Origin of the sequence: Pectobacterium sp. S5 (genome assembly GCF_051707265.1) — a bacterium.
Lineage (GTDB): Bacteria > Pseudomonadota > Gammaproteobacteria > Enterobacterales > Enterobacteriaceae > Pectobacterium > Pectobacterium polare.
The window spans coordinates 64315-79591 of the sequence record NZ_JAULSZ010000003.1; the positions used below are offsets into that span (position 1 = coordinate 64315).

General features: G+C 53.2%; 12 protein-coding genes. 10 read left to right on the forward strand and 2 right to left on the reverse strand.

Annotated elements, in window-relative coordinates; translation table 11 throughout:
• Nucleotides 1-8: 8 nt before the first annotated feature.
• From QWJ20_RS12780 to QWJ20_RS12795, 4 genes are read left to right on the forward strand one after another with little or no spacing between them, the layout of a single operon-like run.
• A complete protein-coding gene (locus tag QWJ20_RS12780; RefSeq protein ID WP_433992690.1) occupies nt 9-710 on the forward strand; it encodes an ABC transporter ATP-binding protein in 702 nt (233 codons plus the stop codon).
• A complete protein-coding gene (locus QWJ20_RS12785; RefSeq protein ID WP_433992691.1) occupies nt 703-1950 on the forward strand; it encodes an ABC transporter permease in 1248 nt (415 codons plus the stop codon). Before QWJ20_RS12780 ends, QWJ20_RS12785 begins: the two co-directional genes overlap by 8 nt.
• Nucleotides 1943-3409, forward strand: a complete 1467-nt coding sequence (locus QWJ20_RS12790; RefSeq protein ID WP_433992692.1) for a TolC family protein — start codon at nt 1943-1945, stop codon at nt 3407-3409. The genes QWJ20_RS12785 and QWJ20_RS12790 overlap by 8 nt, the downstream gene beginning before the upstream one ends.
• Nucleotides 3402-4667 carry an efflux RND transporter periplasmic adaptor subunit gene (locus QWJ20_RS12795; RefSeq protein ID WP_433992693.1) on the forward strand — a complete coding sequence of 422 codons (1266 nt, stop codon included), beginning with the start codon at nt 3402-3404 and terminating at the stop codon, nt 4665-4667. Before QWJ20_RS12790 ends, QWJ20_RS12795 begins: the two co-directional genes overlap by 8 nt.
• A 172-nt stretch (nt 4668-4839) precedes the next feature.
• Here the strand turns inward: QWJ20_RS12795 and QWJ20_RS12800 are convergent, their stop codons facing one another.
• Nucleotides 4840-5181: a hypothetical protein gene (locus tag QWJ20_RS12800; protein WP_433992694.1), complete on the reverse strand. Its 342-nt coding sequence runs from the start codon at nt 5179-5181 to the stop codon at nt 4840-4842.
• Between the two features lie 518 nt (nt 5182-5699).
• Here QWJ20_RS12800 and QWJ20_RS12805 point away from each other — a divergent pair.
• From QWJ20_RS12805 to ahpF, 3 genes are all read left to right on the forward strand, one after another.
• On the forward strand, nt 5700-7349 hold the full coding sequence (locus tag QWJ20_RS12805; RefSeq protein ID WP_433992695.1) for a DUF4153 domain-containing protein: 1650 nt from the start codon (nt 5700-5702) through the stop codon (nt 7347-7349).
• 110 nt (nt 7350-7459) lie between these two features.
• On the forward strand, nt 7460-8023 hold the full coding sequence (gene ahpC / locus QWJ20_RS12810; protein WP_039278061.1) for an alkyl hydroperoxide reductase subunit C: 564 nt from the start codon (nt 7460-7462) through the stop codon (nt 8021-8023).
• Between the two features lie 128 nt (nt 8024-8151).
• Nucleotides 8152-9714 (forward strand): alkyl hydroperoxide reductase subunit F, encoded by a 1563-nt coding sequence (ahpF, locus tag QWJ20_RS12815; protein WP_119888408.1) that lies wholly within the window; start codon nt 8152-8154, stop codon nt 9712-9714.
• Nucleotides 9715-10244: 530 nt separating this feature from the next.
• Here the strand turns inward: ahpF and queG are convergent.
• Nucleotides 10245-11384 carry a tRNA epoxyqueuosine(34) reductase QueG gene (gene queG, locus QWJ20_RS12820; RefSeq protein WP_095701973.1) on the reverse strand — a complete coding sequence of 380 codons (1140 nt, stop codon included), beginning with the start codon at nt 11382-11384 and terminating at the stop codon, nt 10245-10247.
• A gap of 142 nt (nt 11385-11526) precedes the next feature.
• Here queG and nnr point away from each other — a divergent pair, with 142 nt between their 5' ends.
• The 3 genes from nnr to amiB are packed head-to-tail and all read left to right on the forward strand — an operon-like array spanning nt 11527 to nt 15250.
• The gene (gene nnr / locus QWJ20_RS12825; RefSeq protein ID WP_433992696.1) at nt 11527-13095 is read left to right on the forward strand and encodes a bifunctional ADP-dependent NAD(P)H-hydrate dehydratase/NAD(P)H-hydrate epimerase; all 1569 of its coding nucleotides are present in this window, start codon (nt 11527-11529) and stop codon (nt 13093-13095) included.
• A gap of 5 nt (nt 13096-13100) precedes the next feature.
• Entirely contained in the window at nt 13101-13583 is a 483-nt protein-coding gene (tsaE, locus tag QWJ20_RS12830) for a tRNA (adenosine(37)-N6)-threonylcarbamoyltransferase complex ATPase subunit type 1 TsaE (RefSeq protein WP_095700697.1), read from the forward strand.
• Nucleotides 13580-15250 (forward strand): N-acetylmuramoyl-L-alanine amidase AmiB, encoded by a 1671-nt coding sequence (amiB, locus tag QWJ20_RS12835; protein ID WP_433992697.1) that lies wholly within the window; start codon nt 13580-13582, stop codon nt 15248-15250. Before tsaE ends, amiB begins: the two co-directional genes overlap by 4 nt.
• The last annotated feature ends 27 nt before the right edge of the window (nt 15251-15277 follow it).

Sequence of the window (15277 nt, forward strand, 5' to 3'; positions counted from 1 at the left end):
AGGCAAGGATGTCTGATGAAAGAATAACAGATCTGATCTGTTTACAAGGTATTTCACACCTCTACAGTACCGGTGCTTCCTCTCAATCGGTGCTGCACGATATTTCACTGTCCATTCCTGCCGGGCAAAGTTGTGCGATCGTGGGCGCATCGGGTTCCGGCAAAAGTACCTTGCTCAATATTATCGGTTTGCTCGATCAGCCTGTATCTGGCCGTTTATTGATCGCTGGGCAAGATATGTCTCAGGCGAGTGCTGATGATCGTGCGATCGTGCGCAATCAAGTCATTGGCTTTGTCTTCCAGAGTTTTAATTTACTGCCGCGCCTGGATGCGTTGGACAACGTTGCGCTTCCCCTGACCTACCGTGGCGTCTCGCGGCAGGCTGCCCGGCAAGCTGCGCAAGTACAGTTGGCGCGTGTTGGCCTTGCAGAGCGAACCCACCATCGGCCAGCCGACCTGTCTGGCGGCCAGCGTCAGAGGGTGGCCATTGCGCGAGCACTGGTTGGTGAACCCGCACTTTTGCTAGCGGATGAACCGACTGGCAACCTCGACAGCCAAACGGCTGATGACATCGTCACGCTATTGCTGGCATTGAACCGCGAACAGGGGACGACGCTCGTGATGGTGACGCATGACGAAGGCATGGCTTGCCGTATGACCCGACGCATTCAGGTACAAGATGGTCGAATCTATGAGGTGAGTCATGTCTGATTCTCGTTCACGGATGGAAGATCGTCAGGTGCGCCGATGTCACTATGGCCCTTCACTGCAACAGCGCCTGCTTGAGCCGTTGAACAGCCTTATTCTTCTGGGACGGCGTGCTGTGCTGGCCCTCCTTGGGATTGCGGTTGGATGTGGAGCGGTTGTCGCTTTGCTTAACATCGGGCACAACGCAGAAACCGAAGCTATGGGTGTATTCCGAGGCATGGGCAGTGACCTGCTGGTTACCACCGTTCAGAATCGAGTGGGGAGTCATGCAATTGGCTCGGCTCCCGCTGATTTGGATATCCCCGTTTTGCGGCAGGCTCTGCCCGATATTCAAGCCGCAACGGCCTTAATTATTACCTCGACTGAGGCTCGGCTGCGCGGCCGTTCACTCAGTACTATGGTGGTGGGGAGCAGAGCGGAATTGTCGGACGTATTAGAGCTGAGGCTTGCGCAGGGCCGCTACCTGAGTGATTTCGATGAGCAAAGTACCTACATCGTGTTGGGTGCGAATGTTGCGGAACAGTGGGCATCGGAAGGGGGCGTAGCTGCCTTAGGTGAGCGCGTGCAGGTGAGTGGATACTTATTTGAGATTGTAGGAATTCTTCAGCCACAGGGGCGCAATCCTCTGGTTCCCGTCTCGGTTGATGACTCCATCCTGATGCCTATCTCAGGTATGCGCCGTGTCATGCCTGCTCCACAAATCGTCAGCGTGATTGCACGCAACAGCAGCAGCGATACGCTGATGCAAACGGGCTCACAGTTAAAGGATTATTTGACCCCTCTGATGCCGAAGCTTGATATCGATGTGCAAATCCCACAGCAGCTACTGGAGGGAATGGCGCAGCAGTCCCGAATGTTTTCATGGCTGCTGGCGGGGCTGGGAGGGATTTCCCTGCTGGTAGGCGGGGTGGGGGTGATGAACGTCATGGTGATGAATGTGTCCGAACGACGTCGTGAAATTGGTGTTCGTATGGCATTGGGCGCGCGACCGCGTGATATTGCGGGGCTGTTTTTGCTGGAGGCTGTTGTGTTGTCCGCCTGTGGAGCCCTGATCGGGGCGGTGTGTGGCGTTGCGGCGGCGTGGCTGTTTGTCTTTTTTTCAGATTGGTCCGCCTTTTCACTTTCGGTATTGTCACTTCCCCTTGGCATTGGCAGTTCATTGGCGATTGGTCTGTTTTTTGGGCTTAACCCAGCAATGACTGCGGCTCGGCTCGAACCCGTACAGGCGCTACGCGATGCGTAAATTTATCCTGTGTTTACTGATTCTGTTTTCTGCCCATCAAGGGTATGCAGAAACGGCCTTGAATCCTTCTCAGGCGACGCGGCAGGGGCTGGCGACAGTCAGTACATCTCTGAATGCACAAACTATCGATCTCACGCTGAGCGATGCGATTTATCTTGGATTACGTGACAATCGCGCGATCCGTAGCGCCTATCTGGATCGTATCGCGCAGAAATTTGATCTTCGTGTTGCGGAGGATCGTTTTACTCCCAAACTATCGCTGACGGGCAGCTACCTTTCCAACCGTAACCAAAACGATCGTTACCGGCAGGGCAATCTGACGCCGACGTCAACACTGCTTACGCCTTATGGCACCCGCTTCAGCCTCGGCTGGACCTACCGTCACACGCAGGCTGATAACGCCGGGTTGTCGCGTAACGATGGCGCCAACATTACTGTGATTCAACCTTTGCTGCGGGGCGCAGGTAAAGACGTCACGACCGCGCCAGTCCACATTGCACAGCTGACTGAGCAGTTAAATCGTCTGACGCTGAAATCCACCGTTTCACAAACGATTACCCAGATTATCGCCGCCTATCGGGAACTGCTGCGCTCGCAGGAGCAACTGCAAATCGCACGTGATGCGCTCGCACGTGCGCGCCAGCTGGTTGAGGTCAACCGTGCGATGATTGCTGCAGGGCGCATGGCTGAATTTGAAATTGTGCAAACCGAAGCGGAAGTTGCCACACAGGAGCTGGCGCATGAGGAGGCCAGAAACCAGCTGGATACCGCGCGCCTTGCGTTGCTGCAACTTTTGGCACTGGATTTAAATACGCTGATTGTGGCAACGGAATCGATGCAGGCACAGCGCGTTGATGTTAATGCCGTGCAAGCGTTGAAACAGGCCGAAGCCTCCCGACCGGCTTATCTCGCACAGATCATCGCCAACGAGCAGGCGGCACTCGGTCTGGCGGTGGCTCGTAACGATCGCCTGTGGGATGTCTCGCTAATCGGGGGCGCGAGTCAGGTGCGTGACCGTGCAGCACAGAGTAGCACCTCACGAACCTGGGAGAATTATGTTGGTGTTCAGGTGGAGATCCCTATCGGCGATCTAAGTACCCGCCAGGCGGAGGTTCAAGCGCGAGTCAATGTGCGTAACCAGCACATTCAACTGGATGAAGTCAGGCAGCAACTTGAACGCGATGTTGCCAATGCGGTGCGTGATATCGGTACGCGCTGGCGGCAGTTCGAGATCTCCCAGCGTGCACGCGATTTGTCGCGCCGCAAGCTGGAAATTGAACGAGAAAAGCTTACGGTTGGGCGTTCCAGTAACTTTCAGGTGCTGAGTTTCGAGAATGATTTACGCAACGCTGAAAACGCCCGTCTGAATGCTCTTATCAGCTACCTCAATGCGCAGGCTGAATTGGATGAGACGCTGGGCACCACATTGCAAAGCTGGGATATCGCACTCAATGATTAGGCATCACTTTTGGTCTCAACTGCGCCGGCGCCACCTTATTGTATTGTTGCTGATCGTGGCGCTTGGCATGCTCACCTGGCTGCTGGCAGGGCGGACGAATGAACAGGAAAGCGCGCCTCAGGGGCAATGGCTACCTGTCCAACCCCAATTATTAGAGAATCAATTAGGATTGGTTGGGCGCATTCAGGCCGCGAGACAGACAACGCTGGCAGCCCCTTTTGAAGGTATTATCCGCGAGGTACTGGTGCGTGAGGGCCAACGAGCCGAGCAAGGGCAGACGTTACTGATACTGGACCCCGGGCAAATTGAGATTCAGTTACGCCAGGCGCAGGCCGAAGTGCTCAAGACGCAGCGCGAGGTTCAATCGCTCTGGCAGTGGGAGCAAAGCGCTGAGGTATCACGTGCGCGGCGTGCGGTAAGCTCAGCCCGGTCAACGTTTAGCAATACGCAAGCCAATCTTCGGGATACACAGGCGCTGTTCGAACGCGGCATCGTCGCGCGTATGGAAGTTGACACGCTAAAGCAGCAAATTCGTTCACAGGAGCAGGACGTGATTGCGGCGCAAGAAGAGCTGCGAACGGTGCTGGCGCGTGGGAACGGCGAGGATCGCAAGATTGCGGAGATGGAACTGACGAATGCACAGGTGCGCTATCAGGCGCTGGCTGCGCAGGTTGAACGGCAAATCGTCAAGGCACCGTTTAGCGGTGTTGTCGTGCGACCTGCTACACCTGATAACGGCAAGCCTGTAGTTATCCAACCCGGTTTGCTGGTCAGCCAGGGAGCGCCGCTGTTTGGCGTCATTGCTCAGGACCGTTTTCAGGTGACGACTCGGGTAGAAGAGACTGATCTGCATCAACTGCAAGAGGGGATGGTGGTTAACGTGACCGGGGATGGGTTTGCTGGACAGACTCTGACAGGAAAGGTTGCTTCGATTGATATGCAAGCCGATGCTGCTGAGATGTCAGGTAGCGGCGCTTACTATGATGTGGTGGTGTCACTTGATACGCCGTTGGCGGATTTAAGGCAAAATATTCGACTGGGGATGAGCGCACGGCTGGCTATTATTGTCTATCGTAATGAGCAGGGTATCGCGGTGCCTGCACAGGCAGTGCATACTGATGAGAATGGTCATGCCTATGTGATTTACCGTCCGGCTGCTGACACACCGTCAAAGAAAATCAACGTGACGTTAGGGAAAACGGTGGCGCAGGGCGTAGAAGTCTCCGGGCTGGAGGCGGGTGAAGTACAGATTCCTTAATTATCGGCTTAAGCATGTGCAGGTGCCGGATACTAGAAACGATAATTGTGAGTATGTCGGTTTCTGCTTTTTGACTCAGAAGTGGGTGTTAGGGGCGCTAGCACATGCTTGCCGTTTATTTCCCCAGAACACCCGTCTCGAAAATTAGCGACCGTAGGACTATTGATTTTGCTTATTCAGCCTTTCCCGCAGTAGTTGCATTGCTTCCCATTGGGATATTACGTGGTAAAAGCAGGTCGAACAGATTGTTCAACGGGTTTGCATTTTTCCCTGGCTCGCCGGTCACAAAGTTGTAATCCATTTCGATTATATGTTTGAGTCGAGATTCGTAGTTGGCGGGAGCTTGTACCTGTTCGATTAACGACAAGCCTTCATAGTGTTCCAGAACAAGTTTAAAGAACTCTGTTTGTTTAAATTCCCCACGATTCCATTCTTGCTTGCTTTGCGCGAGCAAGTAATTGCGGGTCATCAGTATCAGGTAATTCTTCAGCCAGCGCTTTTCGGCGGCTTTCATAGCTGCTACCAGCCAGTTCTTCAATGACTGAATGTGCAGGTGTGAGTTCATACCATAGGGCGGAATACAGCGTCTGCGTGCTGTAGCCATAAGACTCAGACAAATCGCGATATGGGTATTAGTATAAAATCGGCAATTGAATTAAATAACGTTAATTCTTTGTGGTTATGTTGAAATAGATTTATAGCCCGTGTTGATATATTCATAGCGCTATTTCACTGAGCTTGTCATTATTTAATTCCAGTGATGTTTTATTTTAATATCATTTCTATGAAATTATATTCATTGCTAATTTTTGATGTGACTATTCTAAATGCATTAAATTTTAGCGCACTTTCTCGTGGTGTTATTACGGAAAAACAGGGTGTTGCAAACTTGTCACCGAAGCGTGATACCTGAAGCGTTTGCTTGTAGACTGCCCGCACTATTCTCATCTTGCTACCCCACATCATTCGAGTGGTGAAAAGTTTCTACCCCACCGCCCAACATGTGATGTACGTCGACAAAAAGGATTTGCCATGTCCGCCCATTCCCCATCGTTAAAGTTTTATCTGGCTATTGGCCTGCTTCAGGGGTTGCTCCTTGTCGCGGCGTTGGAAATGAAAGAGGGCGTTCTTCAGGGAATGCTCATAACGATGGCGGTGGTGGGCGGCATCAGTCTGCAATTGCTGGAACGCACTCTCTTTGTGAAAAAGACGTGGCTGTTGGCCGGCGTGCTGACCGTACTGATGACCGCCATCAGTGGCTGGATCCTCTTCGAAAATGGACTATTCCGATTGCTGGATTCCTGGGTGCTGTGTGGCATCCTCCTCGGTTATATCTGCTGTACTTTCATTTGCAGTTGGCCAGACCGTGAAGGGCGGTGGCCGTCCTATGACGCACTCTGTAAACACGCCTGGAGCAATATTTTTACTGTGCTGTTGGCCTGGCTACTTGTTCTGGTCGTCGTGTTGCTGCTCGTGCTGTGCGGCATGCTGTTCAACATGTTGGGATTCCGGCAGGTAAATAAAGTATTCAGTCATTACCGATTCTATATGCTGCTTTTGCCGGTGGTGTTTTCTCTCGGCATGTATATCGGAATGACCAAAGAAACCGTAATCGGGTTGCTGCGCGGAATTCTGCTATCGACTTGTCGTTTTCTGCTGCCGTTTAGTGCACTGATTACGGTAGTTTTCACCTTGACGCTGCCTTTTAGCGGGCTGGAACCGATATGGAAGACAGGCAGTTCCACCGCCATTCTATTATGCCTGATGGGCGTAAACCTCTTTCTGATTAACTGTGCGTCTCAGGATGATAACGAAGGCCGCGCTTACCCGTTGGTTTTACGCGGGCTGGTTAGTGCTAGCGTGTTGTGCCTGCCGATTTTAGTGGGACTAGCGGGCTATTCCAGCTGGCTGCGCATCGAACAGTATGGCCTGACGCCTTTCCGTTTTCAGTCGATTTTCGTCGTGGCGATCGCGATGTTTTATAGCCTGGCGATGGTATGGGCCGTCATCCGCCGCTCTGGCGTCTGGTTGGGGAATTTGCGCAGCAGCAATCCGTTGCTCGCGGCTGTCATCTGCGTTCTGATGGTATTGCTGCATACGCCGTTGTTAAACCCAGAAGCGTTTAGTGCGAGAAATCAGATTCAGCGTCTGCTTAGCGGGAAAACGCCGGTCGATGAATTTGACCTGTGGGCGCTGCGCGATGAGTTAGGGGCGGCGGGCAGGCAGCAGTTTACCTGGCTGGCTGAAGAATTGAAGCAAGACCGGATACTGGATGAGGCAGGACGTCAGGCACTGCGCGATCGGTTGCAGGGACGTCCCGCAAAAGTACTCCCCGTTCAGGTCGAATGGGTGGGGCCGTTGGAAGACGGGGTCGAAAGCATGTTGCAGAGCGATAATCTGGGCAATAGGTGCAGAGAAATTGCTTGCCTGCTCTTTGCGATTGATTTGACCGGTGATGGCCATAACGAGGTGCTCATTTTCCCCAGAGTAGGCTGGGGAGGTGGTGGCAAGATTCTCGCTCGTGATGAACAGGGGCAGTGGCAGATTGCGGCCAGCCTGTTTAGCACGATGGGCACGGAACGACTGATTACACTGATTAAGAACGGCAAAGTTGAAGCGGTTACGCCACGCTTCAAGACGGTCAGGATCGGTGACCAGAATATGGAGATCACGTATCCCTGATTTCACGCTACGTTAGGTATTACTTATTGATTCGATACAGACAACGGATTGGTGATAGCGATCACGTTTCTGTACTTTAGCCGCATGCGAAAACACATGAGGATAAAGTGATGTCAGTAATTAATACCCAAGTTAAACCATTCAAAAACATGGCTTTCAAAGACGGTCAATTCATTGAAGTGACTGAGAAGAACATCGAAGGAAAATGGAGCGTATTCTTCTTCTATCCGGCTGACTTTACGTTTGTCTGCCCGACCGAACTGGGTGATGTCGCTGACCACTACGACGAATTCCAACAGCGTGGCGTGGAAATCTATTCTGTTTCCACCGACACCCACTTCACGCACAAAGCGTGGCACAGCAGCTCTGAAACCATTGGCAAAATCAAATACACCATGATCGGTGACCCAACCGGCCAACTGACGCGTAACTTTGAAAACATGCGCGAAGCAGAAGGCCTGGCCGATCGCGGTACGTTCATCGTTGACCCACAGGGCATTATTCAGGCGGTAGAAATTACGGCTGAAGGTATTGGCCGCGATGCCTCTGACCTGCTGCGCAAAGTGAAAGCGGCGCAGTACGTGGCTTCTCACCCAGGCGAAGTGTGCCCAGCCAAGTGGAAAGAAGGCGAGGCTACGCTGGCACCGTCTCTGGATCTGGTTGGCAAAATCTAAGCTAACACCTCGGAAAATATGACTGTCTTGTCGGGTGCGTTGCACCCGATTTTTCTGGCCCGGCTTCTTGGGGTCAGCACCCCGCACGATTTTGCTTTTGTACCTACTTGCCTAATTAAGGACGACCAATGCTCGACAATACGATGAAAGTCCAGTTGAAAGCCTATCTGGAAAAATTAACCAAACCTGTTGAGTTGATTGCGACTCTGGATGACTCCGCTAAATCTGCTGAAGTCAGAACCCTGCTGGCTGAGATTGCTGAGCTGTCCGATCGGGTAAGTTTTATTGAAAAGAATGATCTGGCAGTACGTAAGCCGTCATTCCTGATTACCAATCCAGGTTCCCAAAGCGGCCCGCGTTTTGCTGGTGCGCCAATGGGACACGAATTTACCTCCCTGATTCTGGCGTTATTGCAGGTGGGCGGTCATCCGTCGAAAGAGGCGAAAGAATTACTCGACCAAATCCGCCATCTTGACGGTTCGTTCCACTTTGAAACGTATTACTCGCTGTCCTGCCACAACTGCCCGGACGTGGTGCAGGCGCTGAATTTAATGGCGGTGTTGAATCCGAATATCACCCATACCGCGATTGACGGCGGCGTGTTTCAGGATGAGATCCAAAGCCGTAATGTCATGGGCGTTCCCACTATTTTCCTGAATGGCGAGCACTTCAGTCAGGGTCGGACGAGCCTCGCAGAGATTGTGACTAAAATCGATACCGGCGCGGGCGCTAAACAGGTTGAGAAGCTGAACCAACGCGACGTCTATGATGTGTTAATCATCGGTAGCGGCCCGGCGGGTGCAGCAGCAGCAGTCTATTCGGCGCGTAAAGGCATCCGTACCGGTTTGGTTGGTGAGCGCTTTGGCGGTCAGGTATTGGATACCGTCGATATCGAAAACTACATTTCCGTGCCGAAAACGGAAGGGGCCAAACTGGCGACGGCGCTGAAGAGCCATGTTGATGACTACGATGTCGACGTGATTGACGCACAGAGTGCAGAAGCCCTAATTCCTGGCGGTGAACCGGGTAAACCGCATCAGGTGATCACCGTATCCGGCGCGACGCTGAAAGCGCGCAGTGTGATCATTGCGACTGGCGCGCGCTGGAGAAACATGAATGTCCCCGGCGAAGATCAGTACCGTACGCGTGGCGTAACATACTGCCCGCACTGTGATGGTCCGCTGTTTAAAGGCAAGCATGTCGCGGTGATTGGCGGTGGAAATTCCGGTGTGGAAGCGGCTATCGATCTGGCTGGCGTAGTGAAACATGTCACGCTGCTTGAGTTTGCCCCGGAACTGAAAGCGGATTCGGTATTGCAGGAAAAAGTACGTAGCCTGCCGAACGTTGACATCATCCTGAATGCGCAAACTACCGAAGTGAAAGGCGATGGGCAAAAGGTGACAGGGCTGAGCTATAAAGATCGTATTACCGATACGGTGCATGATGTCGCACTGGAAGGGATCTTCGTGCAGATTGGCCTGCTGCCTAACACCCACTGGCTGGAAGGTACGGTAGCCAGAAACCGCATCGGTGAAATCGAGATCGATGCTAAGTGTGAAACCAGCGTGAAAGGGGTCTTTGCTGCCGGCGACTGTACGACGGTGCCGTACAAGCAGATCATTATCGCGACGGGGGAAGGTGCAAAAGCGTCCTTGAGCGCCTTTGATTATCTGATCAGAACCCGCGCATAACATCGGCCTGTTGAGGATGAAGGTGGATATATTTGCCATCCTTCTGTTTCTCTGACGACGATCTTAACGTTCCGCGCGGCGATGCCTCATATAAAGAGGTGTCGCCGCGTTTTTGTTTTTGATCATAAAATTCCCCTTCGATCGTAAAAATTAGATCTCAGCCCTTGCTAAAGGACAATAAGAAATCCATAATGCTCGCCGCTTTGTGCTGTTGCCCGTTTTTTACTGTCTACACAGCATCATATTTCGAGCGCAAGCGTTACCTCAAATCCACATCATTTTTTTATCAGTTAATACAAAAAATCATATTCTTCTTAACAGACTTATCCACAGGCTGTCTGTTGGTTATTTATTAATCACGCTAGATTTTTGATAAAATACTGTAGAGTATCTTATTGATATCTATTCATAAATTTTACTTATAAAACGGCATAACTATCGCTTGTACTTTTTGTGACAGTTGATTGCCAACGGTTTTTTTTATTTATTCACAGCGCGTGCGACAAACTGATGACAAGAGTTTGAGCGTCTCACGCATCACGCGGTAATCCTTTCTCTACTGCACGAATAAGTCGTTTTTTCTGTGTGGATTGGACGTCAATTTCCAGTAACGCGCGACGTTCCAACTGTTGACGAATCGCCCAGTGGATATGTTCATCCAACAGTTCGCTTTCACCCAGACGAGCTTGCAGCGCCAGCACGATACTATCCTGATAGGGGGCATTCCCCAGTGCGACGGCAATATTACGTAGCCAGCGGAGATGGCCGATGCGCCGGATCGGCGATCCTTCCGTAATGCGCAGAAATTTCTCTTCATTCCAGCCGAATAGCGTCAGCAGCTCTGGCGTATGCAGTGCGGCACGCGGGCTGAAATCCGCCTCGTCGGTAAGTTGTGAAAACCGATTCCACGGGCAAATCAGCTGACAGTCATCGCAGCCATAGATGCGATTACCCATTAGCGGACGAAATTCTTCAGGAATCGGACCTTCCAATTCGATAGTCAGATAGGAAATGCAGCGGCGGGCATCAACGGTATAAGGTGCGACAATCGCGCCAGTTGGGCAGGTGGTCATGCAGGCGACACATCGACCGCACTGTTCTTCCTGTGGACGATCGACGGGCAGGGGTAAATCGATCAGCAGTTCACCGAGAAAGAACCAGGAACCCGCTTCTCTGTTCAGAATTAGTGAGTGTTTACCAACCCAGCCAAGCCCGGCTTTCGCAGCCAATGGGCGCTCCATAATGGGCGCGGAATCGACAAAGGGGCGAAAATTCAATTCACCGCAGTATTCCTGAATCTGGTCACCGAGCTTTTTCAGACGCTGGCGTAGCAGCTTGTGGTAATCGCGGCCCAGCGCATAACGGCTAACGTAACCGAGCTCTGGGTTTTTTAAGGTACTGGCGAATGCGGCTTTGGCAGGCAGATAATTCATACGCACGCTGATGACGCGCAGTGTGCCGGGCAGCAGTTCATGCGGACGTGCCCGCAGCATACCGTGGCGTGCCATCCAGTCCATTTCCCCGTGGTATTGCTTATCCAGCCAATCCTGAAGCCGAGGTTCTTCTGCGGATAGATCGGTGTCGCAGATGCCGACCTGCTGGAACCCCAATGCCTGCCCCCATTGTTTGATGTGTTGTGCTAATTCGTTGAGATCGTAGGGGTATGACATGATGGGCCACAGAAATAAACAAGACGTGCTGATGTTACCATATTCGCGCCGCAGAGCCGATGTCTGCTGAGACGCGCGGAATGCTAGCGGTCGTTTAGGTTGCTTGCTAATTTTAAGTCATTGTAATGAAAACTAAGAGCAAATGATGACGTGTCACGACCGGAAGCGCGAGGAAGATTTGCCTGACTCGGTGTTTTACGCCGATTGGGTGCGGCGTGAAGAAGCCAGAGCGGCCAGTGAATCGGGGCTTTCGCTGTGGGAACTCATGCAGCGTGCGGGAGAAGCCGCATTTCAGGTGGCTCGCCAATGCTATCCCTCGGCTCGACGCTGGCGAGTGCTGGCTGGACACGGCAATAACGGCGGCGATGGATATGTGGTCGCCAGTTTGGCGCTGGCGGCGGGGATGGAGGTCGATGTTGTTGCCTGCACCAGCGATAAGCCGCTGCCCGACGAGGCTCATCTTGCCCGACAGCGCTGGCTGGAGCAGGGCGGTCGTATTCAAGAGGCCAGTGCGCAGGATGGCGATATGCCGTGGCCGGACGGGATCGATCTCATTGTGGATGGTCTACTGGGAACCGGTCTTTCTGCTGCACCGCGTGCGCCTTATGCTGCGTTAATGACGCAGGCGAATGCCTATTCCGCACCGATTTTTTCACTGGATATTCCCTCTGGCTTAGATGCTGAAACCGGCTCCTGTGCGGGCGTTGCGATTTGTGCGGCGCAGACGGTGACGTTTATCGCGCTGAAACCGGGACTACTGACCGGTCGTGCTCGTGAGCACGTCGGAACATTACATTATCATTCGTTAGGATTGCAGGCGTGGCTGGACGATCAAACCGCGCCGATACGGCGGCTGACTGCGGCGCAACTTCCCGAATGGCTGACGCCTCGTCCAGCCGGACAACATAAAGGCGATAACGGCAGGCTGCTGGTGGTGGGCGGCAACGTCGGCTTAGGCGGCGCGGTATTGATGGCTGCGGATGCGGCGTTACACAGCGGCGCAGGGTTGGTGCGAGTACTTACTCACAAACAGTATCAATCGGCGTTTCTGACGGCACGGCCTGAGCTGATGGTGCAAGAGTTGACGACAGAGACGCTGCGGCAGGGGCTGGAATGGGCCGATGTCGTGGTGATTGGACCCGGTTTAGGGCAGGATGAATGGGGCAAAAGCGCGCTGCGTCTGGCAGAAAATTGTAACAAACCCATGTTATGGGATGCGGATGCGCTTAACCTGCTGGCAATCAATCCGCATAAGCGGCAAAATCGCGTGCTGACACCTCACCCCGGTGAGGCGGCACGTTTACTGAATTGCCGCGTCTCTGATATTGAAAGTGATCGCTTACTTGCGGCCACAAAGTTGGTAAAACGCTATGGTGGCGTTGTCGTATTGAAAGGTGCGGGAACGGTGATTGTCAGCGAGCGAGACGAGGTTGCTATTGCTGATGTGGGAAACCCCGGCATGGCGACAGGCGGCATGGGTGATGTGCTGTCGGGTATCGTTGGCGGTTTGCTGGCGCAAAAGCTCTCGCTGTATGATGCTGCATGTGCAGGGTGTGTCGTTCACGGTGCGGCGGCCGATTGGCTGGCAGCGCGACGCGGCACCCGAGGTATGCTGGCAACCGATTTACTGCCTGTGTTGTTCCGATATGTTAATCCCGAGCGGGTGTTTCTCGAGCCGATGCTTTCAGAACCTATGTTTTTAGAACAATAGATAGAATGAAAAAAATAGTCTTACTTCTGCCAGATGAGGCAGCAACGATTTCTTTGGGTACGGCGCTGGCGAAAGCCTGTGACGGTGCTTGTGTTATCCACCTTTATGGCGACCTCGGTGCGGGGAAAACGACGTTTAGTCGCGGTTTCCTACAGGCGCGCGGTCATCAGGGCAATGTTAAAAGCCCCACTTATACGCTGGTCGAGCCTTATGCGTTATCGCCGCTGGCTGTCTACCATTTTGATCTCTATCGACTGGCCGACCCGGAAGAGTTGGAGTTTATGGGGATCCGCGATTATCTGACACAGGATGCCATCTGTCTGATTGAATGGCCGCAGCAGGGCGCTGGGGTGCTGCCCGATGCGGATATCGAACTGCATTTGCGCTATCAGGATCAGGGCCGACAGGCTGAACTGTCCGCTGTCTCTGCGGCGGGAGACGCGATGTTGCAACGTTTTTCTCTTCAGCCAGGAACAACAGAATCATGATGAGTCGTATGGTTAAGCTGTTCATCGGCGTATGGCTGTTGCTGGCAAGCTCGGCGTGGGCGGCCAATCTGTCGGATATCAAGGTGGATAATGCGTCAGGTCAGGCCACGGTGCGCCTGAGCTTTAGCGGTCAGCCGATTTATGCTTTTTTCCCACTGAGTAACCCCGCCAGAGTGGTCATCGATATTCGTCAGACTGGCGTCATTCAGGGGTTGCCGTTGGATTTCAGCGGGCAAAATCTGATTAAGCGAGTGCGAACCAGCAACGCGCAGGACGCACAAAGCCTGCGTTTGGTGCTGGATTTAACCCAGGCGGCTAAAACGCGGGCGGTGACGCAAAAAGAAGGATCGGGTTACGTTGTTGTCTTCACCATCACGGGTGATAAAGCCAAAACGGTGCAAGCTTCTGCGCCTCCGGCTTCACGTCAGCAAAATAGCGCGCCGGCAGAACCGGCCAAAAATCCTTTTACCAACAAACCGACTGTTGCCGTCAATACCAGTTCGTCATCTACTCGTGCGCCAGCACGACAGGGGAATGAACGCGTTGTTGTGGCGATTGATGCGGGGCACGGTGGGCAGGATCCAGGGGCGATTGGCACGAACGGGCTGCGGGAGAAAAATGTCACCATTTCTATCGCGCGTAAGTTACAAATCTTACTGAATAACGATCCGGCCTTTAAAGGCGTGCTGACGCGTGACGGCGACTACTTTATCTCCGTCATGGGGCGTTCTGACGTGGCGCGTAAGCAGGGCGCGAATCTGTTAGTGTCGATTCACGCGGATGCTGCGCCGAACCGTAATGCTAAAGGCGCGTCTGTTTGGGTGCTGTCCAACCGCCGTGCGAACAGTGAAATGGCAAACTGGCTGGAGCAGCATGAGAAGCAGTCTGAACTGCTGGGCGGGGCGGGCGATCTACTGGCGAACAGCAGTGCCGATCCTTACCTCAGTCAGGCGGTACTGGATCTGCAATTTGGTCACTCCCAGCGGGTGGGGTATGACGTCGCGACCAAGGTGCTGCGTGAGCTCCAGCGCGTCGGGGGGCTGCATAAACGACTGCCTGAGCACGCGAGTTTGGGTGTGTTGCGCTCGCCGGATATTCCTTCTCTGCTGGTGGAAACTGGATTTATCACCAATGTCTCGGAAGAGCGGCTGTTGGGGAGTAACGACTATCAGGAAAAACTCGCCAATGCGATTTATCAGGGGCTGAGAAGTTACTTCCAAACTCACCCGATTCAATCCCTCCCAAAGCAGGAAAGCCGCCCACTACAGTCGGCGGCAAGTGATAGAGCAACGTCGGGCAGTAACGTAACTGCGGCAAAAGCGAGTGCGGGCAGCACGCGTCATACCGTCGCGCGTGGCGAAACGCTCTCTTCCATTGCCCGGCGTTATGGCGTCAGTCTCGCGGCTATGCGTGACGTGAATAAGCTGAACAAGGACATCGTCTGGGTTGGGCAGCGCTTGAATATTCCGGCGACAGGAACGAAGCAGACGGCATCGACACCTGCGCCCAAAAAGGCCGCGCCGGTGAAGCATAAGGTCGTAAAGGGTGATAGCCTGAGTGCGATTGCTGCCCGTTACGGTGTCAGCATGAAAGAGATCCAACAGGCGAATAATATGCGCTCCGGCACGGTACAGCTGGGGCAAACGCTGGTTATTCCGTCTGCCTGATTCTTCATGCTGGCGATGTCGATAGAT

Excerpts from the sequence above, each read along its gene's own strand:
- QWJ20_RS12780 (WP_433992690.1), top strand. The coding sequence starts at position 9 with ATGTCTGATGAAAGAATAACAGATCTGATCTGTTTACAAGGTATTTCA.
- QWJ20_RS12785 (WP_433992691.1), top strand. The coding sequence starts at position 703 with ATGTCTGATTCTCGTTCACGGATGGAAGATCGTCAGGTGCGCCGATGT.
- QWJ20_RS12790 (WP_433992692.1), top strand. The coding sequence starts at position 1,943 with ATGCGTAAATTTATCCTGTGTTTACTGATTCTGTTTTCTGCCCATCAA.
- QWJ20_RS12795 (WP_433992693.1), top strand. The coding sequence starts at position 3,402 with ATGATTAGGCATCACTTTTGGTCTCAACTGCGCCGGCGCCACCTTATT.
- QWJ20_RS12800 (WP_433992694.1), bottom strand. The coding sequence starts at position 5,181 with ATGAAAGCCGCCGAAAAGCGCTGGCTGAAGAATTACCTGATACTGATG.
- QWJ20_RS12805 (WP_433992695.1), top strand. The coding sequence starts at position 5,700 with ATGTCCGCCCATTCCCCATCGTTAAAGTTTTATCTGGCTATTGGCCTG.
- ahpC (WP_039278061.1), top strand. The coding sequence starts at position 7,460 with ATGTCAGTAATTAATACCCAAGTTAAACCATTCAAAAACATGGCTTTC.
- ahpF (WP_119888408.1), top strand. The coding sequence starts at position 8,152 with ATGCTCGACAATACGATGAAAGTCCAGTTGAAAGCCTATCTGGAAAAA.
- queG (WP_095701973.1), bottom strand. The coding sequence starts at position 11,384 with ATGTCATACCCCTACGATCTCAACGAATTAGCACAACACATCAAACAA.
- nnr (WP_433992696.1), top strand. The coding sequence starts at position 11,527 with ATGATGACGTGTCACGACCGGAAGCGCGAGGAAGATTTGCCTGACTCG.
- tsaE (WP_095700697.1), top strand. The coding sequence starts at position 13,101 with ATGAAAAAAATAGTCTTACTTCTGCCAGATGAGGCAGCAACGATTTCT.
- amiB (WP_433992697.1), top strand. The coding sequence starts at position 13,580 with ATGATGAGTCGTATGGTTAAGCTGTTCATCGGCGTATGGCTGTTGCTG.